Source organism: Anaeromassilibacillus sp. SJQ-5 (assembly GCF_054108045.1).
In genome coordinates this window covers 730,169-751,616 of the sequence record NZ_JBPJWQ010000001.1, presented here as the reverse complement: position 1 = coordinate 751,616, position 21,448 = coordinate 730,169, and the positions used below count along the sequence as shown (strand labels likewise).

Sequence of the window (21,448 nt, the reverse complement as noted above, 5' to 3'; positions counted from 1 at the left end):
CCGTCCCCGATGTAAGCTAGATTAACCGCTGTTGACAACCGGATAAGTACTACGGTACATGTCCGCTGGCGGAGTTACTTCAGGTAATCGGCATGGTTGGCCTGATATTCACGGCCAAACGAGCGGGCAGCCTATCCCACACAAGGGACGGTTGCCCGCTCTCTATTTGTAGCATTTTGTAGCCATACATTAGCCGAAACTTTCATTTCTAAAATTTTTTATGTTTTTGTGGGGATTCGTGGTATCCGGCACTTCACTTCACTAAAGCACACACCCCCGTGAGGGCTTAAAAAGCCCTCACGCGCGTGAAAATCGATTCTGTCGTGCTTGACCGCGGTATGCAGGTGTCAAAAATTTTTCGTTTTTTTTCGACCCGGGGGTGCCCATTGGCCGGATTTTAAATCCGGGCTGTTCTTTTTTTGGTGTCAGAACCCGGACATTGAAAAGCTTCAGACACGCCCGTTGAAAATAGTATACCGTTTCGGTGTACTTTCGCCATGCATCTCCTGTTCCATCCGGTAACACCCTGGGATGAGTTGCGCTCAATTTCAAGCCTATCTATGCAAAAAGCCGCCACCCCGGAGGATAGCGGCTCATATCATTTCACTATGCGAAGGTCTCTAATTTGCGCGGTGTTGTCTTTTGTGACGGCCTCGAGCGCCGTGACCTTGACCTTGATTTCCTCCACGTCATCCGCTACCTGGTCCAGCTTCGCGAACTTCTCATTCATGCCCTTCTGCCCTTCAGCGAGAGCATTTATTTTCTTATCCATGTGCTCCATCATGGTCTGCATGTGCATCTGACGTTCTGCAATGGGCGCAATCATCTTCCCAATTTCTTCAAGAAGCATCTTCTCATCCATCTCATTCACCTCACTTCCACAGCATACCATGCTAACCGCTCGTTTGCAAGCGGATATTTTGAGTTGCCAATGTTTGCGAAGGGTTACACAACATTCACAGCAGCAGGTGTGTGGATTATTCACGCACCTGACTTTTCGTCGTCCCGCTCGATGGTTTCATCTATTGTCATTCTCGGCGTCCTGCATAGCCTGTTCCAGACAGCAAAGCCATTCCGGCCTGTAGGTTCCTTTTGGCAGCAGTTCTCCGTTGCGATACTCTGCGACCTCTACAAAGCCGTTTTCGTTATCAAACAAGGTCACCTCGTCGCAGTACGGCAGGACACGGATAAGCGCGTCAAATCTGCTGGAGAACCGGCGAAGAACGTCCTCGTCGGGAATATCGTGTCCACCCTTTAAGACGCGGTTCTGTATGCGCTTCATGCTCTCCTCTGCGCTGTTCAGCCCAACATAATAAAGCCGGACATAGTACCCGCTCTCTTTGGCTTTACGGATAGTATTTTCCGTCCTAATCCCCGACAGTGTGGTTTCCTGCGTAAAGCTCACGCCCCGGCTGATACAGTCGTCTATCTTGCGAATGGCCGCTTTCCCCGCTTCTAATGTCTTTCCTCCGAAGGACACCACTAGCTTATCCACGTCAACGATGGTTCCCAGGTCGTTCCGCTCCGCTTTCAAGGCACCGGTGAGGCTGGATTTTCCTGCTCCGTTCACGCCGCCGATGATGGTATATATTTTCAATCTCCCTTGCCTCCTGTACCATTATCCCGCTCGATAGTTTCATCTATCGCCCGCACGATGAAGCCGTTGAGGCTCTCCCCCTGCTGCTCTGCGTGGGCTTGCAACTCTGCCTTACGGCCTTTGGGGACGCGGACTTTGATTTCATCTAGTTTTTCGATGTATTTATCATTTGCCCTTTTTCTGGCCTCGCTAATGGGTGCCATCTGCTTTAACCTTCTTCGCGATTCTACTTTTACCCACAATTATTATAACACGTCGAATTGTATGTGTACATACATATATTGCACAAATGTATGGGCACATGTTTATGGACTTTGTCAATCGAAATGTATGGGTACATGCAGTATGCTATAATTATAGCGAAGGGGAGCGGGATGGAAACTAAGCGGAGTAAGAGACTACCGCGGCCAACAAACTCCCGCCCCCTCGCCTAAAAGAAAAGGAGAGGATACCATGAGCAAGAGTAAACGGAATGAACTGGTACAGGAACTTGTGGAACTGCGCCAAATGGCCGCCGAGCTGGCCGACGAAATCACCGCTATTAAGGACACCCTCAAGGCCGACATGCAGCGGCAGGGTATCGACGTTCTGGAGGCCGGGAAACACACCATCCGCTGGGCCGTGGTCAAGTCAAGCCGGTTCGATTCCAAGGCTTTCCGCGCCGCTTATCCCACCATCTACGCCGACTACACCAAGCCCACAGAGACAAGACGGTTCACGGTGTCCTGAAGAAAGGAGGCGAGACAATGCCATACAAAGACTGGAAGCGGCAAGTCGAGGAACATATCTGCATCATACCAACCGGCTGCACGTTGGAGGAAGATTACCCTACCGTTGACTTCCGCCACCTCTACAAGGCCGGGTTTGAGCCTGCCAAGGCTGCTGAAGCTGCTAAAGCCATCCACTGGTTCACCAAGTCCAAATACAAGCCCGTGGCATAAGAAAAGCCCCTTTCCTGTACCGCCGACCAAAGCACACAGGAAAAGAGCCAGGGACACGCCGGAGCGGGTCTGTATCTATTCTATCAGGCCCGCTCCCATTTTGCAAGGGAGGAATTGAAATGACCACTACAGCCCCAAAGGTTGAAACCGTTTCCGGCGTTCCGATTGTTGGATACTGCCGGGTGCAGGGCACAGATGAATGTATCCCGATGATTGAAACGGAAACGGATATACAGTGGGTCAAAGGCTGTATCCGCGACCGCGAAGAGCACCCCGAGTATTACCCGGATGAAGATGTTCCGGCTGTTATCGCCCAACAGAAAGCGCTTCTGGAACGGCTGCGGGCGAAAGAACCGCGCCGCCCCAAGCAGACCAGCCGCAGACGTGTTTTTATCGACCTTGAAAACGATGACGCCGTTTATTCCATCACGCCCGACGGCCTGGATTATCTGGAAGAAATGGAGGCGTTTTCTAATGCCGGAGAATGAAACATGGCGGCGCAAGGAGCACCTGAAGAAACTCGTGGACGGCCTCGACAACGAGCGGGATATTCTGCTCATTTACCGTTTTGCCAAAGCCCTGACGAGCAAGGAGGAGCCACATCGTGCCGGAGAATAACCGAACCGAGGCAGAGTACAGGGGGGCAATTGCGGACTTGCTCGGCCGAATCCACACAGGCGACCCTGCTGCGGCGCATTTACAAATTTGTCGAATATCTATATTTACATCACTGAAAAACAGCGAGCGGGCAAGCATGGGAAACCGTGCCGCCCGCTCTTATTTGTGCGTAGCTTTCGGTAGGTTTTCGCAGCGATAAACACCAAATAAACACCAAAGCCAAATTTGCGGTGCCGACGAGCAAAAGAAGAAACCCGCAAGAACGCAGTGTTCATGCGGGTTTTCATTGGAGCTGGTGGACGGATTCGAACCCCCGACCTGCTGATTACAAATCAGCTGCTCTACCGGCTGAGCTACACCAGCGAGTGCATATAACAGAAAGCATATGGAAATTTGATACATGGGCGGCGAAAAGGGGGCACATTTTTTCGCGTTCTTCCGCACAGAATCGCGGAAAACCGTTCCAGCTTGTGCGCCGGAACGGTTATTACTATAGCATATCCGCACTTTTTCTGTCAAGCCTTTTCCATATCGGGCGCGGCGGCGTTCCGGCGGCCGGTGTGAACGATGGGCTTCCAGGAGGTCCGGGGATGGAGGAGGGCCGCCACGGCCATCCAGCCCATGGGGATGAGGAAGAGCGGAAACAGCAGAATCCCCCTGCCGTAGATTTTCAGCGGCTTATGCTCGAGCAGGACGGTCAGCAGAGCCAGCAGCGTCATGAACACCCAGCCGCCGGCGAACGACGCCAGGCACCAGACGATCCGCACCCCGAGGGCGGCGGGGGTGAAGGCCATGGCCAGCAGGCCGAAAAGGCCCGACACCACCAGCAGCGTGCAGGCCGGGGCCGCCAGCAGATACGCCGTCATATCCACGGCGGCCACGAGGCGGGGCCCGTCCCCTTTTTGGCGATGAAACAGGGATTTCAGGCAGGCGGGCAGGTAGCGCATGCATTGGACGCTGCCCACCAGCCAGCGGAACCGCTGCCGGAAGGAGACGGCCCAGGTTGTCGGCTGTTCGTCATAAAAAACCGCGCGATAGGCCGGCACGATCTGCCGGCCGGCCAGTATCTGCTGCAGGGAAAACTCGCTGTCCTCCCCGAGGGTCTGGGTATGCCAGCCGTTCTGGGCGATGCACGACCAGCGGAAGGCGAAGCCGGTGCCGCCCACCAGGCAGGGCAGGCCGCTGTTATACCGTGCCCGGTGGAAAAACCGCATGAGCAGCAGCCAGTACACCGCGTAGCAGGAGCTGACGGCGGATTCGTCAGGATTGGTGGAATCCCGGTAGCCCTGCGTCACATCGGCGCCGGTGCACAGCACGTCGTTCACCGCGGCCAGGAACCCGGGATCCACCAGATTATCGGCGTCGAAAACCGCCGCCGCGTCGAACCGATCCCCATAATCCTCCCGCAGCTTGTCAAAGGCCCAGGACAGGGCGCAGCCCTTCCCCACCCGCTGCGCGTCCTCCCGCTCGTACACAAGCGCGCCGTGGCGGGCGGCCTCGGCGGCGGTGCCGTCGGTGCAGTTGTCCGCGACGACAAACACGCTGAAGCAGTCGCGGGGATACCGCTGGGCCATGAGGCTGTCGATGAGGGAGCCGATCACCGCCTGCTCATTGCGGGCGCAGACGACCACAGCGAAGCGCAGACGCCGCTCCTCCCGGACGGGACGGGCCAGCATGGGAAACAGGCCGCGCAGGCCCCGCAGCAGGTGCCACAGGGCGACGGGGGCCGCGAGCACCGTCAGGCCCGCCGCAATCCACCAGCATATCTGTCCGAACAGCTCCATTCCGCGCCCTCCCAAAAAACCGCATGTTGACCGCTTCCCCATAAAAAAGGCGGACCGTATACCGCCGCGGGGAATGGCCCCGTATGGCTCTAGTATACCAGTCCAGTCCCAGAAAGCGCCACCAAAATTTGCGATCTTTTTTCTTAACGAATTCTTAAATCGTGCAATTTTTGGAAATCTGCACAAATGTCCGGACAGAAAACAGACTTAGGGGGCCGCGCGGGTGATGAGGGTGGCGGACAGGCCCTCCCCCACGGGATCGGACACGCTGAAGGCCAGCCGAGTGCTGCCGACGGAACCGTCGGCATAGGTCAGCTCCACCTGGATTTCCACCCCGTTCAGGAGACGGTGGAAGGCCTCCTCCACCTCCTCTTCGGAAGCGTCCCGCCGGGCGGTCAGCGACAGCTGGAGGCTCAGCTGCTTATGGGCCATGAGCTGATTTTCATAGGCAAAGCGGATCGCATCGCCCAAGGGCGCGTAGCCCCACGCCCCGGAGGGGGTGCGGTTGACCACATCCACCACCTGGGCAAACGCCTCCAGGTCGGCCGGGTGGCTCACCGACAGCCGCCTTTCGAACCAGCCGGTATTGGTCCGGTAGGACACCGCACAGATCGCCTCCCCCTCGCACACCACCTCAAAGGGCAGGTGGATTTTATACAGGGAGAGATCGCCGTCCAGGGCGGTTTTGCCGATCATGCTTGCCAGGCCGCAGTCGACGGCGGGCAGGTTGACCGCCTCGTTGGGTGACAACACCTGCGCCTGGGAGTCGGAGGAGGCCGATCCCGCCGGGCTGTAGGCCTTCATGACAAAGCCGGTGGCTTCAAAGGTTCCGCCCGGCTCCCCCGGCAGGGAGGCCTCCGGGCCGCCCGGCAGCCGGCCAGGCGAAAGCAGCAGCGCCAGCACCGCCGCCGCGGCCGACACCCCCGCCGCGCCGGCCCCCAGGGCCGCGGCCAAGCTGCGGCGTTCCCGTTTGGGCAGGGCGGCCTTTTCCCGGCCCGGCTCGTCCGCCCGGGCGAGCACCGCGTCCAGCACCGCGGGCGTTTCGGCCTCCACCGCCCGGCGGAGGGCCTCATTCAGTTCTTCGTTTGCAGCCATAGCGGATGTTCCTCCTTTCCCGCCGGTTCCTCCGTGTCCTCCAGATGACGCTTAAGCTTCTTCATGGCGTTGCTGTACTTCCAGCGGACGGTGGCATAGGGCTTTTCCAGCACGGCGGCGATCTCCTTGTGGGAATAGCCGCCCACGGCGAACAGCATCACCACCTGCCGCTCCGTTTCGTCCAGATAGCGCAGCAGGGCCTCGAGCACCAGCCTGTCCAGCACCGGCGCCGTCTCGTCGGAGCCGGACAGGCTCTCCGCCCAGTCGCCCAGCTCCGCCGACCGCCGGCGGGAGCGCAGCAGCATCAGGGCGAGATTCCGGGTGATTTTCAGCACCCAGGCCCTGGCGTCGGTACCGGGCCGGTACTGCCCGGCGCAGTCCCACACCCGCAGAAAGGTGTTCTGCATCACGTCCTCCGCGTCGTCCCGCACCCGCAGGATGGACAGCGCCAGACCGTACACCGGGGCTTTCAGCCGGTCGTACAGGCACGCGAAGGCGGCCCTGTCCCCGGCGGAGACGGCGGTCATCCAGCCGTCGAAAAGCTGCCTATCCCCCTGTGTTTCCTCCACGTCCGCCGCCTCCTTACCTTATTATCAGTACAATGCCGCAAGCCCGTCGATTGTTGGCTGTGAGGCAAAATTATTTTCAACGCGCGGCCCCCAGTTGATGGGGTGAAAAACGCCAACGGCGTTTTTCCGCGGGGGGTATCCCCCCTGATCCGCTGCACGGTTTCTTTCCTCTGTGGGGGGGGTGAAAAACGCCAACGGCGTTTTTCCGCGGGGGGTATCCCCCCTGATCCGCTGCACGGTTTCTTTCCTCTGTGGGGGGGTGAAAAACGCCAACGGCGTTTTTCTGCGGGGGGTATCCCCCCGTCATACTATATTAACATATTTCACCCGGAAAAGCGCTATAATAAAGCCCTAACGTGCCGCCCTCGAGCGGCTGAGAGGTGACAACAATGGGACATTTTGTGGAATTCCAGGATGTGTGCAAGTATTACACCATGGGGGAACAGCGGATCACCGCCGCCGATCATATTACCTTCACCATCGAGCAGGGGGAGTTCACCATCATCGTGGGACCGAGCGGCGCGGGAAAAACCACGGTGCTGAACATGCTGGGCGGGATGGACACCTGCGACGAGGGGAGCATCCGGCTGGACGGCCAGGAAATCAGCCGGTATACCCGCCGGCAGCTCACCGAATACCGCCGGTACGACGTGGGGTTTGTGTTCCAGTTCTACAACCTGGTGCAGAACCTGACGGCGCTGGAAAACGTGGAGCTGGCGGCGGAAATCTGCCGGGAGCCGCTGGACGCCCGGGAAACCCTGGCCCACGTGGGGCTGGAGGACCGGCTGAACAACTTCCCCGCCCAGCTGTCCGGCGGGGAGCAGCAGCGGGTCTCCATCGCCCGGGCCCTGGCCAAAAACCCGAAAATTCTGCTGTGCGACGAGCCCACCGGCGCGCTGGACTACAAGACCGGCAAGACCATCCTCCAGCTGCTGCAGGACACCTGCCGGAACACCGGGCGGACGGTCATTGTCATCACCCACAACCAGGCCCTGACCGCCATGGCCGACCGCGTCATCCGCATCAAAAACGGAACGGTGCTCTCCAACGAGACGAACCCCGATCCGACGCCGGTGGAAAGGATTGAGTGGTAGGCTTGAAACGGACATATCGCAAGGTCATCCTCCGGGAGGTGCGGTTCAGTCTCAGCCGCTTCCTGGCGATATTTGCCATCGTGGCGCTGGGGGTGGGCTTTCTGGCCGGGCTGCTGGCCGCCACGCCCGACATGCGCCTGTCGGTGGACGATTACTATGACCGCATGAACATCATGGACGTCCGGGTGCTGTCCACCCTGGGGCTGTCGGAGGAGGACATCGCCGCCATCCGGCAGGCCGACGGGGTGGAGCAGGTGGAGCCCGGCTACACCGCCGACGTGCTGACCAACGCCATGGACGCCGAGGACGTGGTGACCCGGGTGCACAGCCTGCCCGCCGGAGGATCCGCCCTCAACCAGATCAAGCTGGTGGCCGGCCGGCTGCCGGAAAAGCCGGGCGAGTGCGTGGTGCTGAAAACCAAGACCCTGACCGGCGTGGAGGAGGGGGACGTCATCCCCCTGTCGGCGGAGAACGACGATTTGACCGACGTGCTGGCCGTGGAGGGCTTCACGGTGGTGGGGCTGGTGGAAACCCCGTATTACATGTCCATTGAGAAGGAAACCAGCACCGTGGGCGCCGGCCACGTGCAGCTGACCCTGTACGCCGGCGAAGACAGTTTCGCCTACCCCGCCTACACCGAGGCCAACGTGTTGGTCAAGGGCGCGAAGGCGCTCAACGCCTTCACCGACGAGTACGAGGCCGCTGTGGACACGGTGCAGAACGCCCTGGAGGACCTGGGGAAAACCCAGGCGGTCGTCCGCTTTGAGGAGGTCAAGGGCGAGGCGGAGGACAAGCTGGCCGACGGCAAGGAAGAATACGACAAAGCCAAGGCGGAGGCGGATGAAAAGCTGGCCGACGCCCGGGGGGAGCTGGAGGACGGACGGCGGGAGCTGGCCGACGGCGAAAAGGCCCTGGCCGACGCCAAGAAAAAGCTGAGCGACGGCGAAAAAGAACTAACAGACGGGAAAGCCGCCCTGGCCGACGCGAAGCGGAAGCTGGCCGACGGCGAGAAGGAACTGGCGGATCAAAGAGCGGCCTACGCCGCCGAAATTGCTGACAAGGAAAAGGCCCTGCGGGAAAGCGAAGACAAGCTGGCCGCAGGAAAGGCGGCCCTGGCCGACGCGAAGAAAACACTGGACGAGACCGCCGCGCAAATCGCCCAGGCGGAGAAAACCATCGCCTATCTGCTTTCCATCGGCCAGACGGAGCAGGCGGCGGCCCTCCAGGCCCAGCTGGACGAGCAGCGCCCTGCCTATGAGGCGGGGCTGGCGGCATACGACCAGCAGGCCGGGACGTTGGCGGCCAGCGAGAAGGAGCTGACCGCCGGGAAGGCCGCCCTGGCCGCCGGGAAGGCCCAGGCGGAGAAGGCCTTTGCGGCGGCGCAGAAGGAGCTGGACGACGGGGCGGCGGAGATTGCCCGGAACGAGAAAAAGCTGGCCGACGCCCAGAAGGAACTGGACGACGGGCGGGCGGAAATCGCGGCCAACGAGAAAAAGCTGACCGACGCCCGGCAAAAGCTGACCGACGGACAGGCGGAATACGACAAGGCCAAGGCGGAGGCGGACGAAAAGCTGGCCGACGCGAAGGCCGACATCGAGGACGCCGAGAAGAAAATCGCGGATATCAGCGAGCCGGAGTGGTACGTGCTGGACCGGAACACTAACGTCAGCTTCGCGAGCTTCGGCAGCAACGCCACCAAGGTGGAGGCCATCGCCAAGGTGTTCCCCATCTTCTTCTTCCTGGTGGCGGCCCTGGTGGCGCTGACCACCATGACCCGGATGGTGGAGGAGGAGCGCACCCAAATCGGCGTGCTCAAGGCCCTGGGCTACACCCGGGGGGCCATCGCCTTTAAATACCTGCTGTACGCGGGCGCGGCCAGCGTCCTGGGCAGCGTGTTCGGCCTGCTGGTGGGGTTCCAGGTCTTCCCCATGGTGATCTGGAACGCCTACCGCATCCTGTACACCCTGCCGGAGCTGTTCACCCCCTTCAACGTGCCCTACGCCCTGGCCGCCTCCCTGTCGGCCATCGCGTGCACCATGCTGGCCACCCTGGCCGCCTGCATGGAGTCCCTGAAAGAGAACCCGGCGCGGCTGATGCTGCCCCGGGCGCCCAAGGCGGGCAAGCGGGTGTTCCTGGAGCGGATCACCCCTCTGTGGTCCCGGATGAAATTCACCCACAAGGTCACGGCCCGCAACCTCATCCGCTACAAGAAGCGGTTCTTCATGACGGTCATCGGCATCGCGGGCTGCACCGCCCTGCTGCTCACCGGCTTCGGCCTGCGGGATTCCATCGGGGACATCGTGGGCAAGCAGTTCGGCGAGCTGTACCAATACAACCTGACGGCCAGCTTCAAGGACGAGGACGCGCCCCGCGCGGACGAGACCGTGAAGGCGGTGCTCGAGGACAAGAGCCGGGTGACCGACTACCTGATGACCTACCAGGAAAGCGGCGATCTCTACGCGGGGAACAAGACGACGGAAGCCACCCTGTACGTGCCGGAGAGCACCAGCCGCCTGCCCGATTTCATCGTGATGCGGGAGAGGAAAAGCGGCAAGGCCGTGCCTTTTGACGGCAGCGGGGTGCTGCTGACCGAGAAGCAGGCGGAGGCTCTGGGCGTGAAGGCGGGCGACACCCTCCGGGTGCGGAACGCCGACGGCAAAAGCGGGGAATTCCGCCTCGCCGGGATAATCGAGAACTATGTCCAGGGGGCGCTGTATATCCCGCGGGAGCTGTACGAGGCGGCCTTCGGCGCGCCGGCGTTCACCACCCTCATCGGCCGGACGGCGGGAAACACCCAGGCCGACCGGGACGCGGTATCCGCCGCGCTGCTCAAGTCCGACCAGGTGCAGAGCGCCATGTTCACCGACGACATCAAGGGCTCTTTCGCGGACATGGTGAGCAACATCGACTACATCGTCATCGTGCTGATCATCTCGGCGGCGGCGCTGGCCTTTGTGGTGCTGTACAACCTGACCAACATCAACATCACCGAGAGGCAGAAGGAGCTGGCCACCATCAAGGTGCTGGGCTTCTACGACAAGGAGGTGTCGGCCTATATCTACCGCGAGACGGCGATACTGAGTATCATCGGCACACTCGCGGGGCTGGTGCTCGGCATCTTCCTGCATGCCTTCGTGGTCAAGACGGCGGAGGTGGACATGGTGATGTTCGGCCGGGAAATCAAATGGCTGAGCTATCTGCTGGCCGCGGCCATGACCATGTTCTTCTCCTTCCTGGTCAATCTGGTGATGGGCCGGAAGATGAAGAAAATCGACATGGTGGAATCCATGAAAGCGGGCGAATAGGATAAAAAGGCGCGTATGGCAGGAGCCATACGCGCCTTTTTTGTTGGGGGGATTTTGGGCTCGCCGTATGCCGAGAGGATGGGCCGGTTGGAGGGCTGTTCCGCGGGCGAGCGATGCTTGCCCCAGCTTGTCGAAAAAGACCGGCATACGCCGGCCATTTACGCCAAGCTGAGCAAAAGTGGGGAAAATCATTCGATTTTCCCCACTTTTGACGCCTGCGGGCGGGTCGATTGTCGTCGGACGCGAACGTCCGACAGCCGAGGAGGGAACCCTGACGTGTTCCCAGCACGACGCGCACGTCGTGCCGCACACATCCCCCTCCCTCCGATAGACTTTTTCGACAGCCTCGGGCGAGCGATGCTCGCCTCTACAGGAAGGCGTCGAATTGGACAGACAGGCCCTGCCAGGGGCCTACCGCTTGGCCATGGCCAAGAAGGCCTGATGCACCGCCGGGTTGCCCGACAGCTCGGGGTGGAAGGCCACGCCGATTTGATTTTGATACCGCACCCCGACGGGGCGGCCGTCCAGGGAGGCGAAAACCTGCGCCCCCTCCCCCACCCGGACGATGCCGGGGGCGCGAATGAAGACCAGCGGGTAGGCGCCGACGTCCGCCACCTCGCCCATAGCGGTGAAGCTGCCCAGCTGCCGGCCATAGACGTTGCGGCTCACGGCGGCGGGCAGGGTGGCGAGATGAGGGGCCTCCCCGCCCGGCAGCTCCTCGGCCAGGAGAATGAGGCCCGCGCAGGTGCCCAGCACCGGCAGGCCCTGCCGGATCCGCTCCCGCAGCGGCTCCAGCAGCTCCAAATCCCGCAGCAGGGCGCCCATCACCGTGCTTTCCCCGCCGGGGAGAATCAGGCCGTCGAAGGGGGCGGCGATGTCCTCCCGGTTCCGAATTTCAAAGCAGGAAACGCCGAGGGAACGCAGCATATGCTCGTGCTCGATAAACGCGCCCTGCACCGCCAATACGCCGATGCGCATCACTTGCCGCGCTCCGCCATGAGGAGGGTGATCTCCTGCTCGTTGATGCCGACCATGGCCTCGCCCAGATCCTCCGACAGCGCGGCGATGAGCTTGGCGTCGGTGTAGTTGGTGACGGCCCGGACAATGGCGGCGGCCCGCTTCGCCGGGTTGCCCGACTTGAAGATGCCGGAGCCGACGAACACGCCTTCGGCGCCCAGCTGCATCATCAGGGCCGCGTCGGCCGGGGTGGCGACGCCGCCGGCGGCGAAGTTGACCACCGGGAGCTTTTGATGCTCATGGACGTACCGCACCAGGTCATAGGGCACCTCCAGCTCCTTGGCGGCGGTATACAGCTCATCCTCCCGCAGGGCGGCCAGGCGGGCGATTTCGCCGGTCATTTTCCGCATATGGCGCACGGCCTGCACCACGTCGCCGGTGCCTGGCTCCCCTTTGGTGCGGATCATGGACGCGCCCTCCGCGATGCGGCGCAGGGCCTCCCCCAAATCCTTCGCCCCGCAGACGAAGGGGACGCGGAAGGCGGTTTTGTCGATGTGATACCGATCGTCCGCCGGGGAGAGCACCTCGCTCTCGTCCACGCAGTCGATTTCGATGGCCTCGAGCACCTGGGCCTCCGCGAAATGGCCGATGCGGCATTTTGCCATGACCGGGATGGACACGGCCTGCTGGATGCCCTTGATCATTTTGGGATCGCTCATGCGGGACACGCCGCCCGCCGCCCGGATATCCGCCGGGATGCGTTCGAGCGCCATGACCGCGCAGGCGCCGGCGGCTTCGGCGATTTTGGCCTGCTCCGGGGTGGTGACATCCATAATGACCCCGCCTTTGAGCATCTGGCAGAATTGTCTGTTCAGTTCCACGCGATTGTTTTCCATACAAATCGGTCCTTTCTGGGGCCGAGCCGCCGCGACGGGCGGACGAGACCCATACAATTTATAACATTTTCAGTTTATCATTGCAATTGTATGGAATCAATCGTATAATTGTCATGCATACAATTTTCTAGGAGGGATGGCGGATGCCGGTCAATTCTTTTGACGATTACCCCATGGCGTGGAAGCCGGACAAGGCCCGGCTGGCCGCGCCGTTTTACCAGTCCATCGCCGGGGCGCTGGAGGAGGACATCCTGTCGGGGGCGCTGCCCGCCGACACCCGGCTGCCGCCCCAGCGGGAGCTGGCGGATTTTCTGGACGTGAACCTGAGCACCATCACCCGGGCCTACAAGGTCTGCGAGCTCAAGGGGCTGCTGTACGCGGTGGTGGGGCGGGGCACCTTCGTCGCCCCCAACGCCCGCACCAAGAACCTGCCCTTTCACGAGAAGGCGCCGGAGGCGTTCATCGAGCTGGGGATGATCAAGCCGTTCTATCAGGTGAACGCCGCCATCCTGGAGGCGGCGCGGGCGGTGCTGGAGAGGCCGGAGGCCACCCGGCTGCTGGAGTACGGCCAGGCGGCGGGAAATTCCCACCAGCTGACGGCGGCCGAGGCTTGGCTGCGCCGCTTCCATGTGCAGGCGCGGCCGGACAACCTGCTGATCGCGGCGGGCTCTCAGAACGCGCTGGCCGTCTCGCTGATTTCCCTGTTCAAGGCGGGGGACAAAATCGCGGTGGATCCCTACACCTATCCCAATTTCATCGGGCTGGCCAGCTTCCTGCACATCCAGCTGGTGGCGGTGGAGGGGGACGAGGACGGCATGAAGCCGCAGGCGCTGGACACGCTCTGCCGGCAGAGCGGGATAAGCGGGGTGTACCTCATGCCGTCGTGCAGCAACCCCATGGGGATTGTCATGCCCATGGAGCGGCGGGAGGCGCTGGCCCGGGTGATTGAGCGGCATGGGCTGATCCTGGTGGAGGACGACGCTTACGCGTTCCTGCTGCCCCGGGAGTTCCGGCCGCTGGCCGCGGCCATCCCCGACCGGACGGTTTACATCTGCGGCACCTCCAAGTCGCTGTGCGCCGGGCTGCGGGTGGCGTTCCTGGCGTTTCCCGAGGCGTTCCGCGCCCATCTGGCCTCCGGGGTGACCACCATCAATCTAAAGACCGTGTCCTTCAACGCGGAGATCATCGCCCAGCTTATCCTGGACGGGCGGGCGGAGGAGATTGTGGAGAGGAAAAAGGCGCTGGCCGCCGAACGGGCCGCGGTGTACCGGCGGGTGTTCCCCCACGACGACGGGCGGCCCGCGTTTTTCAAGTGGCTGCCCCTGCCGGAAGGGATGGACGGGGATCGCCTCGAGCAGGCGGCGCGGGAGCGCGGGGTGCACCTGCTCGCCTCCCGCCGGTTCGCGGTGGGGGCCCGGCGGCCGGAGGCGTTCGTGCGCCTGGCCATATCCTCCCCGCAAAGCGAGGAGGAGCTGAGCCGGGGGCTGCGGACGGTCAAGGGGCTGCTCGAGGAGGGGGCCGGGGCGCGGGGAGGCCTGGATATTCTGGTATAACCCGGGAAATACGGGGCTGGCGCGACGGTCGAGCCGCGAAAACAGCCGGTTTTCTTGACAGGCCGGAAACCGGGAGGCTACAATGAGGGCATCCCAAAACGGAAGGACGATCGCCATGGAAACCACCACCGGTCTGAACAAGCAGACCTTCGCCGCCTTCATCGCCGCCAAGCGCAAGGCGGCCGGCATGACCCAGGAGGAGCTGGCCCGGCAGCTGTACGTCACCCACACCACCGTTTCCAAATGGGAGCGGGGGGATTCACTTAGATAAAGATACCACACCATTCCCACGCTGACTTTTGCTCAACCGATACAGCCGGAGGGCTGGATAACAAGAAAAGGCGGTATGCGCCCCGTAGAGGGGTAGCGTACCGCCTTTTCTTGTGGGGGTTTCCAAAGGGGGCAACGCCCCCATTTGGCACACGACTTTGCGAAGCAAAGTGTAGTGTGTTATACGCTCTGTCGGCGTTGCCGTGAAAATGCCGTTGCCGCCGGGGAGGGGCGGCAGGAAAACAGGACTGTGCTTGTGTGGCGTGGAGCCGCAAGCGCAGGTCTGTTTTCATCAGCAGACAGGGCGTATATGAAAGCCCCCGTCCCTCGTCCTACGCTCCGACTTGTGGACAAAGTGTCCCGAAGTTGTGGCTACACTCCCGGAAAAGTAACAGGACAGCGGGTAACCGTCAAGGCTGAAATGAACGGGTTTACACCCGGCCTTGACCGCCACCCGCCGTCCCACTGAATGGGTGGACAAGGCGGCCAATCCCTCAAAGTGCTTGTCCGCGCTCTTTCTGATTTTGAGGTATTCAGTTTTTCAAAATTGAATAATCAAAATAAATTTTTTCGATTGAAAAAATTTTATTTGTTATCATCTTCAATGCCATATTTTTTCTTTTGCCGAATCACATAATTACTGATTTTTTCATCATATAGTGGATACTGGTAATCCAACTGGCATGCCACTTCTGACGAAACCTCCCGGAACAATGCCATACATTGTTCAAAGGATTCCCACATATGGGGATAGGAATCCATATTATAAGTGGACATAAGTCGTTCCCACAATTCCTCTGGGACATATTGCTTCATAAATTTATAGTTTTTTCCCAAACTGAAATGAAATCCCTGTTTGATACCAATCAGCCAGGAAATCATGCGAAGCAATTCTTTTCGTACTATATCATTCATATGGTCAATAGCAAAAAGAATTTCTTTGCGGCATAAGCCCTTTACTACATATGTTGTAGTATTCCAAAATTCATTACAGCAATCGTCAAACATTCTTTGAGTAGGCTTCTGCAAGTGGTAGTCTATATCCGTTGGTATTGGCGGCTTTACGATACGGTTGTCTTTATCCAACAGTAACTTTACCAGTTTATCCCATGTAAAATACTCGTCTATCAGTTCCAGCGGCAGCAAAGTTAAATCTATCTTAACATCATCAGTAAACAGCATTAAATATGAAAATCCCTTTTCTACAGCTGGAAATAATTCCATATCTTCCGGCTTTTGCAGAATCAACCTTTCACCAAATATATCTAGCCATTTATCATCACTTGTGAAGCTGTCCATATCCGTAACAAAAAAAGTAATATCAAAATCCTGAAAATCATCAGGCGGAATATTTGTATTTGTTCTAGATCCTTCCAAAGTAACCATGCGAATGCGTTTGTCTGTTTTTGCAAAATTCAAAACAATATCATAAACTTCCTTTTCTGATCTCATTTTTATCTCCTCCAATTATTGAAATAGGTGTGAAGCCATTTTAGGGCTTTCCCGCCTTGATTGCTCATCAGCAAAGGCGGGCGGGGCTGTCAACGGCGGCGCGTATGCGCCGTTCATCTTGACCGTTGACTGGCTCGGCTGGCTTTGCTATCCTCCGATAAATTACTATCTGGATTTCATTTCTTTTTCAAATCTAAAGAAATAATTGTTCTCTTTTGGTATGTTGCCTGCGCTTTCACTTATTTGGTGTGGGTCTTTGTGCTTAGGATTAAAAAATTCTACAATCTTGAAACCACAACGATTTACATAAAAATGAATGTTCCGCTTATCGTAATATGGGGTATGCGTCTCCCAAATTCTTGTTTCAGGATGTAGTTCTTCAATCGCTTTCCATATCTTAAATCCATTTCCAGCATTTTGTGCGCTTGATTTCACATATAAAAGATGAAGTGAGTTGTAGCCGGTCTTATCATCTATTACAATGACTGCTCCGCCGATTCTTTCTCCGCCAATTTCTGCGATATATGCTTCAGCGCCTTTTGCGTTAAAAGATTCTTCTATATCTTCCGTGGGAAGAACTTGCTTTTCAAATTCTCCAAACTCTGACACATAAGAAATTTGAAAAGCCTCTTGTATTTCACTTACAAATGTGTTTTTTTCTTCAACGGTAATGATTGGTCTTAATTTTATTGTGTTCATACTTCCTTGCTCTCCTTAAATTTTATAGTCTGGTTCATCAAAGAAGTATGTCTTTATTCTCTCCCACCCCAATCAAATAGTTTCATAGTTCACCACTCCAAATCTCGATTTTCCGTTCTCCTACTTTCTTCCCCGCTGGGGCTTTGGATTTTTCAGCAAGTCAGACTTTTGTGCAATTCTTTTTAGCCATTTCTTTTCTTCCTCGAACAGCTTCTTGTAATTCAGTTTGAGCCGCTTGCAGATAAACATCATAGCCGCCTGCTCCGGGTCGCTGTCCTCTCTGGTGGTTTCCTCTGCGGTCTGCAAGAAATCTTCCAGTGGGTTGTCCTCTGGGACACTGAAAAAATCGTCCTTATGGGCTTCCCGCAGGTCGAGGGCTATCTTGTTTATGTCCTGCTGTATCACATAGCGGCAAAAGCTGTCGTCGTCAATATGGGCGGCGATAAGCTGTCGCAGCTGCGGGTCAGTCAAGCCGGGATTGTGTTGTTTCATAATTGTTGCACTCACAGCGTCCACAATGGCGTTTGCGCTCTGCACCTGTTTTCCTGCCACGCCGTTCACATAGATTTCAAGGTCGGCCATGAGCCGGGGAAAATCCGGGTGGGTCGCCAGTTCACACAAAAGAGAATTGTCCACCAGCCCGCTTTTTAATAGTTCAATCATGTCATCACTCAAATGCAGGTCTGCAAGATCGGCGTTTGGGTGATTTCTTGTTTGAGAACGGCCCAGCAGATAATCAACGGTCACTTCGTAAAACTTTGCCAACTCAATAAGGGCATAATGGCTGATGTCCTTGAGATTGTCCCCCTCATAACTGCCTAAAGCAGACTTGGAGAGGTGGGTCTGCTCCGCAAGCTGTTCCAGCGTCAGCCCACGCTCTACACGCAGGTCTTTCAATCGTTCTTGTATGGATAGTTCCATGCTCTCCTCCTCATCCGCTTAAGCGGCCGATATTTATTTTGTGAGAGTAATAAGTTCATCAACTGATTGGAAGCCGTTTTTCTTATAAAATTTTTCGGCCGGAAAACCTCGTTCAGTATTCAAAATGATTGCGTTCACTTCCTTTATTATTTTTCATTTTTTTAAACTATTTAATACTAATGTCTTTTATAATAGCTTTTCATATATTATATAATCAATCTTTATAAGTCCTTTTATAAATTTCTTTTCTACCATTTTCGATAAATTCCTGTTTAATATTTTTAATTCCATAAACAATAGTTTCAATAGGATAATATTCTTCAACTATATCTTGATATTCTTTTGCTTTCTCAATATCTATATTTCCATACATTCTTAATATATCTTCTCCAAAATTTGTTCCTATTTCTTCTTCACTATCTTCAAGTAAGTATATAAAATCACAATATTCATCTATAATTCCAGAATCTCCAAAATCAATTATTCCAGTTAATCTATTATTGCCATCTAACAATAGATGATTACAACTAAAATCATTATGGCATAAACACTTTTTACCCTCAAAAACTGTTGTTGCATTTAGTCTTTCCATAAAACTTTCTATATAATCTTTTTCTATATCAGTTAAATCATTATAAATAGTTTCACGCAACAATATATACTCTTCTAATACATTTTGTTTATTATCAATAGTACATTCACTAATATCTGTATAATCTAAACCGTGCATTTGTCTTAAAAAACTGGCAATATCTCGTTTTAACAAATTTTGTTCTTCTTCTGACATAGTAGAATAAATTTCTGGTGTTAAAAAAGTTCCTTTAATTTCTTTATAACCTAGTATAGATAATTCATCACTAATATACGAATATTCAATATTAGGAATTTTTACATTAGTTTCTAAATTTGTATTTAAAAAATTATATATTGCTTTTTCTTTTGCATAACCTTTTTTCTTATTAGTACTAAATTTTGTTTTAAAAATGTATTCATTATTAACTAAATATGCCACACTATCATAACCACTACCGATTATTTCAATACTATCTACTTTGAAATTATCAAAGTAATGCTCAATTAAATATTTCATTGCCTTAACATTTGTGGCATTATCATCATATCTATATTCCATTAAATAACAATCTTCTTTTTTGCCCTCGTGTAATTCATGTTCTGGCAAATCTTCAATAATTCTAAAACCAGATTTTTGGTATGCCCTTATTGCTCTTGGATTATTTTTATGAGGGTCTAAAATAACTGCATTAGCATTTCTTTCTTTTTTCAAAAATTCAAAAATCAATTTAATATATCTTGTACCAATTCCTTTACTCCAATAATTTGGCTCTCCTATAAATTGATCCATACCATAGACTATCTCATCAGTTTTTGGATAATGATAATCAGTATATAACTCATCATACATTTTATATATTTGTCCATATCCAATAGGAACATTGTTATATTCAATAATTACTCTAAAAACTTCATCTTCCCAAGGCTCTGTATAATGTTTTTTTAATGATTCTAATGTATATTTTTTATCTCTACCACCATAAAATTCTAATACTCTTTCATCAGTTAACCATTTTAACATCAAAGGAAAATCATCATCTATTAAAGTTCTTATACATATTTCATTTTCAACTATATTCATTTATTTATCACCTTTTTCATAATCATATACATATACTATTTCATCTTTATAATCATTTTTACCACCTAATTTTTCATATACATGGCAAGCTCTAGGATTACCTTTATCAGTTATTAAAAACATTTCAGAACAACCAATCTCTTTAGAATATTCCTTAATAAAAGATAATAATTTTGAACCATAACCTTTGTCTTGATAGTTAGGTAACATTCCTATTGAGTGTAAATAAAACATTGTTTTTCCATCAGGTCTTAAAAGTGTATAGCAATATGCAAATCCTATAATTTTATTATTTTCTTTAGCTATAAACCCAAATGAACTGGTATCATTAAGAAATCCTTTTAAATTATCAATATCAAAAACCATATTATCATCAATTAAAACTTCTTCCATTTTTTCTGTCTGTATCTCATTTTCAATCAATTTCAAAAAATAACTTCCAATCCCTTTCCCTTGCAAGTCAGTCTTTACACAAAACTGGTCGATATAATATTCCATTCCGTTAATCCATGGTTTCTTCATTCCCACGCTGATAGCAATCATACAGTTTTGGTCTTTTAAGCCATACCCTACAAAGTAGTTATTGTTTATGTAGTTTTGAAAATAACTTATCACCTGCCCTTTGGAATTGTATGTATCATTCCAGGGGGCTTTTGTGAACACATCAATAAATAAATCTGCACATTCCTCAATGTGCTCCTTTGACAGTCTAATTATGTTCAAAAATTCTCCTCCCTCATATTTTCTTCCATTATACCACAATTCCGAGAGCGTGGAAATAGGGAGTTTTCCGGGCGGATTTCCTACCTCTTGGATATACGGGACGGGCGGTTATTTAGGTGTAGACTTAGGATAGTTCATCGATGGACAGCACCTTGAAAACAGAATGACCGTCCGAAAAGGAATACCCCGGCTGGGGAAGCACCGCAAGGAACCGGACTTCGGGACAAAATGTCCCGAAGCTGCGGGGAGCGTGCCAAAGCTGGAAATCCTTTCGGGGAAAACGGCAACGGAAAGCAAAATGGAGGGAACGCATGAGAAATAACCCCTATAAAGACTTGCCGCCGCTGGAACGCAGGCCGGACGGTTCCCTTTACCGCATGACACCGGCACAGAGGAAACAGGCGGCCAGCCTGATACGCCGGGAGTGCTGTTGCTGTGAGGACGGCAACTGCATTGTCCTTGACGATGGGGACACCTGCACCTGCCCGCAGACGGTTTCTTTCTCGGTCTGCTGTAAGTGGTTCCGCTGGGCGGTCTTGCCGCTGGACGGGACGCTGGAAGCGGAGATTTTCCGGGATAAGGACTTGAAACGCTGTGTGGTCTGCGGCGGTGTGTTCGTCCCCAAATCCAACCGGGCAAAATACTGCCCCGGCTGTGCCGCCAGAGTTCACAGGCGGCAGAAAACAGAAAGTGAACGGAAAAGGAGGTCTGCTGTGGACAGTTAGGAGCGAAAAAAGCCTTGATTTATCAGGCTTTGCAAGCCCCAAACCGGGGCAGGTGGTATAAAGTATCGCCCGCCCCGGAAAACGGGCTTCTAACCGTCCACAAAACGCACTATGACAAATACCATCTATATCCATCAGCCGGAAAAGGCGTTCAGCTTCACCCGGCTCCCGAATTTCCTCTTTGAAGCCCCCACATTCAAGCCCCTGTCCAACGAGGCAAAGGTTCTGTACGCCTTTATCCTGCGCCGGACAGAGTTGTCCCGCAAGAATGGGTGGGCGGATGACTGCGGACGGATTTTCCTGTATTACCCCATCTGCGAGGTGGTTGACCTGCTCCACTGTGGGCGGCAGAAAGCGGTGAACACCCTGCGGGAACTGCAATACGCCGGACTGGTGGAAATCCAGAAGCAGGGCTGTGGAAAACCCAACCGCATTTTCCCAAAATCCTATGAAGCGGTTCCAAACACTGACTTCAAGAAATCCCGTTCTGGTACGCCGGAGGACTGAAAACCGTACCCATGAAGTACGGAAACCGCCCCTCTTGAAGTACGAAAACCGGACGGTATATAGAAATACAAAGATTAAAATGATTTAT

23 protein-coding genes and 1 tRNA gene are annotated in these 21,448 nt (G+C 54.7%); 10 read left to right on the top strand and 14 right to left on the bottom strand.

The window, feature by feature from the left end:
* Nucleotides 1–598: 598 nt before the first annotated feature.
* The 3 genes from ACSAMM_RS03070 to ACSAMM_RS03060 form a co-directional block, all read right to left on the bottom strand.
* A complete protein-coding gene (locus ACSAMM_RS03070; protein WP_457789673.1) occupies nucleotides 599–862 on the bottom strand; it encodes a hypothetical protein in 264 nt (87 codons plus the stop codon).
* Between the two features lie 156 nt (nucleotides 863–1,018).
* Entirely contained in the window at nucleotides 1,019–1,597 is a 579-nt protein-coding gene (locus ACSAMM_RS03065; protein ID WP_457789671.1) for a zeta toxin family protein, read from the bottom strand.
* Nucleotides 1,594–1,800, bottom strand: coding sequence for a YlcI/YnfO family protein (locus ACSAMM_RS03060; RefSeq protein ID WP_457789669.1), 207 nt, complete (start codon nucleotides 1,798–1,800; stop codon nucleotides 1,594–1,596). Before ACSAMM_RS03060 ends, ACSAMM_RS03065 begins: the two co-directional genes overlap by 4 nt.
* Nucleotides 1,801–2,050: 250 nt before the next feature.
* Between ACSAMM_RS03060 and ACSAMM_RS03055 the strand changes: the two genes are divergently transcribed.
* The 4 genes from ACSAMM_RS03055 (at nucleotide 2,051) to ACSAMM_RS03040 (ending at nucleotide 3,156) form a co-directional block, all read left to right on the top strand.
* On the top strand, nucleotides 2,051–2,326 hold the full coding sequence (locus ACSAMM_RS03055; RefSeq protein WP_457789667.1) for a hypothetical protein: 276 nt from the start codon (nucleotides 2,051–2,053) through the stop codon (nucleotides 2,324–2,326).
* Between the two features lie 17 nt (nucleotides 2,327–2,343).
* On the top strand, nucleotides 2,344–2,538 hold the full coding sequence (locus tag ACSAMM_RS03050; RefSeq protein ID WP_457789665.1) for a hypothetical protein: 195 nt from the start codon (nucleotides 2,344–2,346) through the stop codon (nucleotides 2,536–2,538).
* 119 nt (nucleotides 2,539–2,657) lie between these two features.
* Nucleotides 2,658–3,026 (top strand): hypothetical protein, encoded by a 369-nt coding sequence (locus tag ACSAMM_RS03045; protein WP_457789663.1) that lies wholly within the window; start codon nucleotides 2,658–2,660, stop codon nucleotides 3,024–3,026.
* Nucleotides 3,013–3,156, top strand: a complete 144-nt coding sequence (locus ACSAMM_RS03040; RefSeq protein WP_457789661.1) for a hypothetical protein — start codon at nucleotides 3,013–3,015, stop codon at nucleotides 3,154–3,156. The genes ACSAMM_RS03045 and ACSAMM_RS03040 overlap by 14 nt, the downstream gene beginning before the upstream one ends.
* Before the next feature lie 287 nt (nucleotides 3,157–3,443).
* Here ACSAMM_RS03040 and ACSAMM_RS03035 read toward each other — a convergent pair.
* The 4 genes from ACSAMM_RS03035 to ACSAMM_RS03020 form a co-directional block, all read right to left on the bottom strand.
* A tRNA-Thr gene (locus tag ACSAMM_RS03035) sits at nucleotides 3,444–3,519 on the bottom strand.
* A gap of 152 nt (nucleotides 3,520–3,671) precedes the next feature.
* A complete protein-coding gene (locus ACSAMM_RS03030; protein ID WP_457789659.1) occupies nucleotides 3,672–4,940 on the bottom strand; it encodes a glycosyltransferase family 2 protein in 1,269 nt (422 codons plus the stop codon).
* Between the two features lie 207 nt (nucleotides 4,941–5,147).
* On the bottom strand, nucleotides 5,148–6,035 hold the full coding sequence (locus ACSAMM_RS03025; protein WP_457789657.1) for a hypothetical protein: 888 nt from the start codon (nucleotides 6,033–6,035) through the stop codon (nucleotides 5,148–5,150).
* Nucleotides 6,014–6,604 (bottom strand): RNA polymerase sigma factor, encoded by a 591-nt coding sequence (locus ACSAMM_RS03020; protein ID WP_457789655.1) that lies wholly within the window; start codon nucleotides 6,602–6,604, stop codon nucleotides 6,014–6,016. Before ACSAMM_RS03020 ends, ACSAMM_RS03025 begins: the two co-directional genes overlap by 22 nt.
* A gap of 389 nt (nucleotides 6,605–6,993) precedes the next feature.
* On the opposite strand from ACSAMM_RS03020, the gene ACSAMM_RS03015 reads away from it, so the two are divergent.
* Complete coding sequence (locus ACSAMM_RS03015) at nucleotides 6,994–7,698, top strand: ABC transporter ATP-binding protein (protein ID WP_457789653.1); 705 nt, start codon at nucleotides 6,994–6,996, stop codon at nucleotides 7,696–7,698.
* A 2-nt stretch (nucleotides 7,699–7,700) separates the two neighbouring features.
* Nucleotides 7,701–11,003 (top strand): FtsX-like permease family protein, encoded by a 3,303-nt coding sequence (locus ACSAMM_RS03010; RefSeq protein WP_457789651.1) that lies wholly within the window; start codon nucleotides 7,701–7,703, stop codon nucleotides 11,001–11,003.
* Between the two features lie 411 nt (nucleotides 11,004–11,414).
* On the opposite strand, the gene pdxT is transcribed toward ACSAMM_RS03010, so the two are convergent.
* Both pdxT and pdxS read right to left on the bottom strand, forming a co-directional pair.
* Nucleotides 11,415–11,981, bottom strand: a complete 567-nt coding sequence (gene pdxT, locus ACSAMM_RS03005) for a pyridoxal 5'-phosphate synthase glutaminase subunit PdxT (RefSeq protein WP_457789649.1) — start codon at nucleotides 11,979–11,981, stop codon at nucleotides 11,415–11,417.
* Nucleotides 11,981–12,856: a pyridoxal 5'-phosphate synthase lyase subunit PdxS gene (pdxS, locus tag ACSAMM_RS03000; RefSeq protein WP_178723919.1), complete on the bottom strand. Its 876-nt coding sequence runs from the start codon at nucleotides 12,854–12,856 to the stop codon at nucleotides 11,981–11,983. Before pdxS ends, pdxT begins: the two co-directional genes overlap by 1 nt.
* 143 nt (nucleotides 12,857–12,999) lie before the next feature.
* Between pdxS and ACSAMM_RS02995 the strand changes: the two genes are divergently transcribed.
* Together ACSAMM_RS02995 and ACSAMM_RS02990 are read left to right on the top strand one after the other, a co-directional pair.
* The gene (locus ACSAMM_RS02995; protein ID WP_457789647.1) at nucleotides 13,000–14,409 is read left to right on the top strand and encodes an aminotransferase-like domain-containing protein; all 1,410 of its coding nucleotides are present in this window, start codon (nucleotides 13,000–13,002) and stop codon (nucleotides 14,407–14,409) included.
* Between the two features lie 115 nt (nucleotides 14,410–14,524).
* Complete coding sequence (locus ACSAMM_RS02990) at nucleotides 14,525–14,680, top strand: helix-turn-helix domain-containing protein (protein WP_457789645.1); 156 nt, start codon at nucleotides 14,525–14,527, stop codon at nucleotides 14,678–14,680.
* 584 nt (nucleotides 14,681–15,264) lie between these two features.
* Here the strand turns inward: ACSAMM_RS02990 and ACSAMM_RS02985 are convergent.
* The 5 genes from ACSAMM_RS02985 to ACSAMM_RS02965 form a co-directional block, all read right to left on the bottom strand.
* Entirely contained in the window at nucleotides 15,265–16,131 is an 867-nt protein-coding gene (locus ACSAMM_RS02985) for an aminoglycoside 6-adenylyltransferase AadE (protein ID WP_001255868.1), read from the bottom strand.
* Between the two features lie 165 nt (nucleotides 16,132–16,296).
* Nucleotides 16,297–16,830 carry a GNAT family N-acetyltransferase gene (locus ACSAMM_RS02980; protein ID WP_022616447.1) on the bottom strand — a complete coding sequence of 178 codons (534 nt, stop codon included), beginning with the start codon at nucleotides 16,828–16,830 and terminating at the stop codon, nucleotides 16,297–16,299.
* Between the two features lie 120 nt (nucleotides 16,831–16,950).
* Nucleotides 16,951–17,751 carry a helix-turn-helix domain-containing protein gene (locus ACSAMM_RS02975; protein WP_024739815.1) on the bottom strand — a complete coding sequence of 267 codons (801 nt, stop codon included), beginning with the start codon at nucleotides 17,749–17,751 and terminating at the stop codon, nucleotides 16,951–16,953.
* Nucleotides 17,752–17,965: 214 nt separating this feature from the next.
* Nucleotides 17,966–19,405 (bottom strand): bifunctional aminoglycoside N-acetyltransferase AAC(6')-Ie/aminoglycoside O-phosphotransferase APH(2'')-Ia, encoded by a 1,440-nt coding sequence (locus ACSAMM_RS02970; RefSeq protein WP_001028144.1) that lies wholly within the window; start codon nucleotides 19,403–19,405, stop codon nucleotides 17,966–17,968.
* Nucleotides 19,406–20,128: a GNAT family N-acetyltransferase gene (locus ACSAMM_RS02965; protein WP_022616448.1), complete on the bottom strand. Its 723-nt coding sequence runs from the start codon at nucleotides 20,126–20,128 to the stop codon at nucleotides 19,406–19,408. It lies immediately after the preceding gene.
* Between the two features lie 311 nt (nucleotides 20,129–20,439).
* On the opposite strand from ACSAMM_RS02965, the gene ACSAMM_RS02960 reads away from it, so the two are divergent.
* Nucleotides 20,440–20,853, top strand: a complete 414-nt coding sequence (locus ACSAMM_RS02960; protein ID WP_002584985.1) for a cysteine-rich VLP domain-containing protein — start codon at nucleotides 20,440–20,442, stop codon at nucleotides 20,851–20,853.
* A 111-nt stretch (nucleotides 20,854–20,964) separates the two neighbouring features.
* Nucleotides 20,965–21,360, top strand: coding sequence for a replication initiator protein A (locus ACSAMM_RS02955; protein ID WP_002584984.1), 396 nt, complete (start codon nucleotides 20,965–20,967; stop codon nucleotides 21,358–21,360).
* Nucleotides 21,361–21,448 lie beyond the last annotated feature (88 nt).

Excerpts from the sequence above, each read along its gene's own strand:
- ACSAMM_RS03040 (WP_457789661.1), top strand. The coding sequence starts at position 3,013 with ATGCCGGAGAATGAAACATGGCGGCGCAAGGAGCACCTGAAGAAACTC.
- pdxT (WP_457789649.1), bottom strand. The coding sequence starts at position 11,981 with ATGCGCATCGGCGTATTGGCGGTGCAGGGCGCGTTTATCGAGCACGAG.
- ACSAMM_RS03045 (WP_457789663.1), top strand. The coding sequence starts at position 2,658 with ATGACCACTACAGCCCCAAAGGTTGAAACCGTTTCCGGCGTTCCGATT.
- ACSAMM_RS02995 (WP_457789647.1), top strand. The coding sequence starts at position 13,000 with ATGCCGGTCAATTCTTTTGACGATTACCCCATGGCGTGGAAGCCGGAC.
- ACSAMM_RS02980 (WP_022616447.1), bottom strand. The coding sequence starts at position 16,830 with ATGAACACAATAAAATTAAGACCAATCATTACCGTTGAAGAAAAAAAC.
- ACSAMM_RS03030 (WP_457789659.1), bottom strand. The coding sequence starts at position 4,940 with ATGGAGCTGTTCGGACAGATATGCTGGTGGATTGCGGCGGGCCTGACG.
- ACSAMM_RS03025 (WP_457789657.1), bottom strand. The coding sequence starts at position 6,035 with ATGGCTGCAAACGAAGAACTGAATGAGGCCCTCCGCCGGGCGGTGGAG.
- pdxS (WP_178723919.1), bottom strand. The coding sequence starts at position 12,856 with ATGGAAAACAATCGCGTGGAACTGAACAGACAATTCTGCCAGATGCTC.
- ACSAMM_RS03050 (WP_457789665.1), top strand. The coding sequence starts at position 2,344 with ATGCCATACAAAGACTGGAAGCGGCAAGTCGAGGAACATATCTGCATC.
- ACSAMM_RS02985 (WP_001255868.1), bottom strand. The coding sequence starts at position 16,131 with ATGAGATCAGAAAAGGAAGTTTATGATATTGTTTTGAATTTTGCAAAA.
- ACSAMM_RS02970 (WP_001028144.1), bottom strand. The coding sequence starts at position 19,405 with ATGAATATAGTTGAAAATGAAATATGTATAAGAACTTTAATAGATGAT.
- ACSAMM_RS02990 (WP_457789645.1), top strand. The coding sequence starts at position 14,525 with ATGGAAACCACCACCGGTCTGAACAAGCAGACCTTCGCCGCCTTCATC.
- ACSAMM_RS03015 (WP_457789653.1), top strand. The coding sequence starts at position 6,994 with ATGGGACATTTTGTGGAATTCCAGGATGTGTGCAAGTATTACACCATG.
- ACSAMM_RS02960 (WP_002584985.1), top strand. The coding sequence starts at position 20,440 with ATGAGAAATAACCCCTATAAAGACTTGCCGCCGCTGGAACGCAGGCCG.
- ACSAMM_RS02955 (WP_002584984.1), top strand. The coding sequence starts at position 20,965 with ATGACAAATACCATCTATATCCATCAGCCGGAAAAGGCGTTCAGCTTC.
- ACSAMM_RS03055 (WP_457789667.1), top strand. The coding sequence starts at position 2,051 with ATGAGCAAGAGTAAACGGAATGAACTGGTACAGGAACTTGTGGAACTG.
- ACSAMM_RS03060 (WP_457789669.1), bottom strand. The coding sequence starts at position 1,800 with ATGGCACCCATTAGCGAGGCCAGAAAAAGGGCAAATGATAAATACATC.
- ACSAMM_RS03070 (WP_457789673.1), bottom strand. The coding sequence starts at position 862 with ATGGATGAGAAGATGCTTCTTGAAGAAATTGGGAAGATGATTGCGCCC.
- ACSAMM_RS02975 (WP_024739815.1), bottom strand. The coding sequence starts at position 17,751 with ATGGAACTATCCATACAAGAACGATTGAAAGACCTGCGTGTAGAGCGT.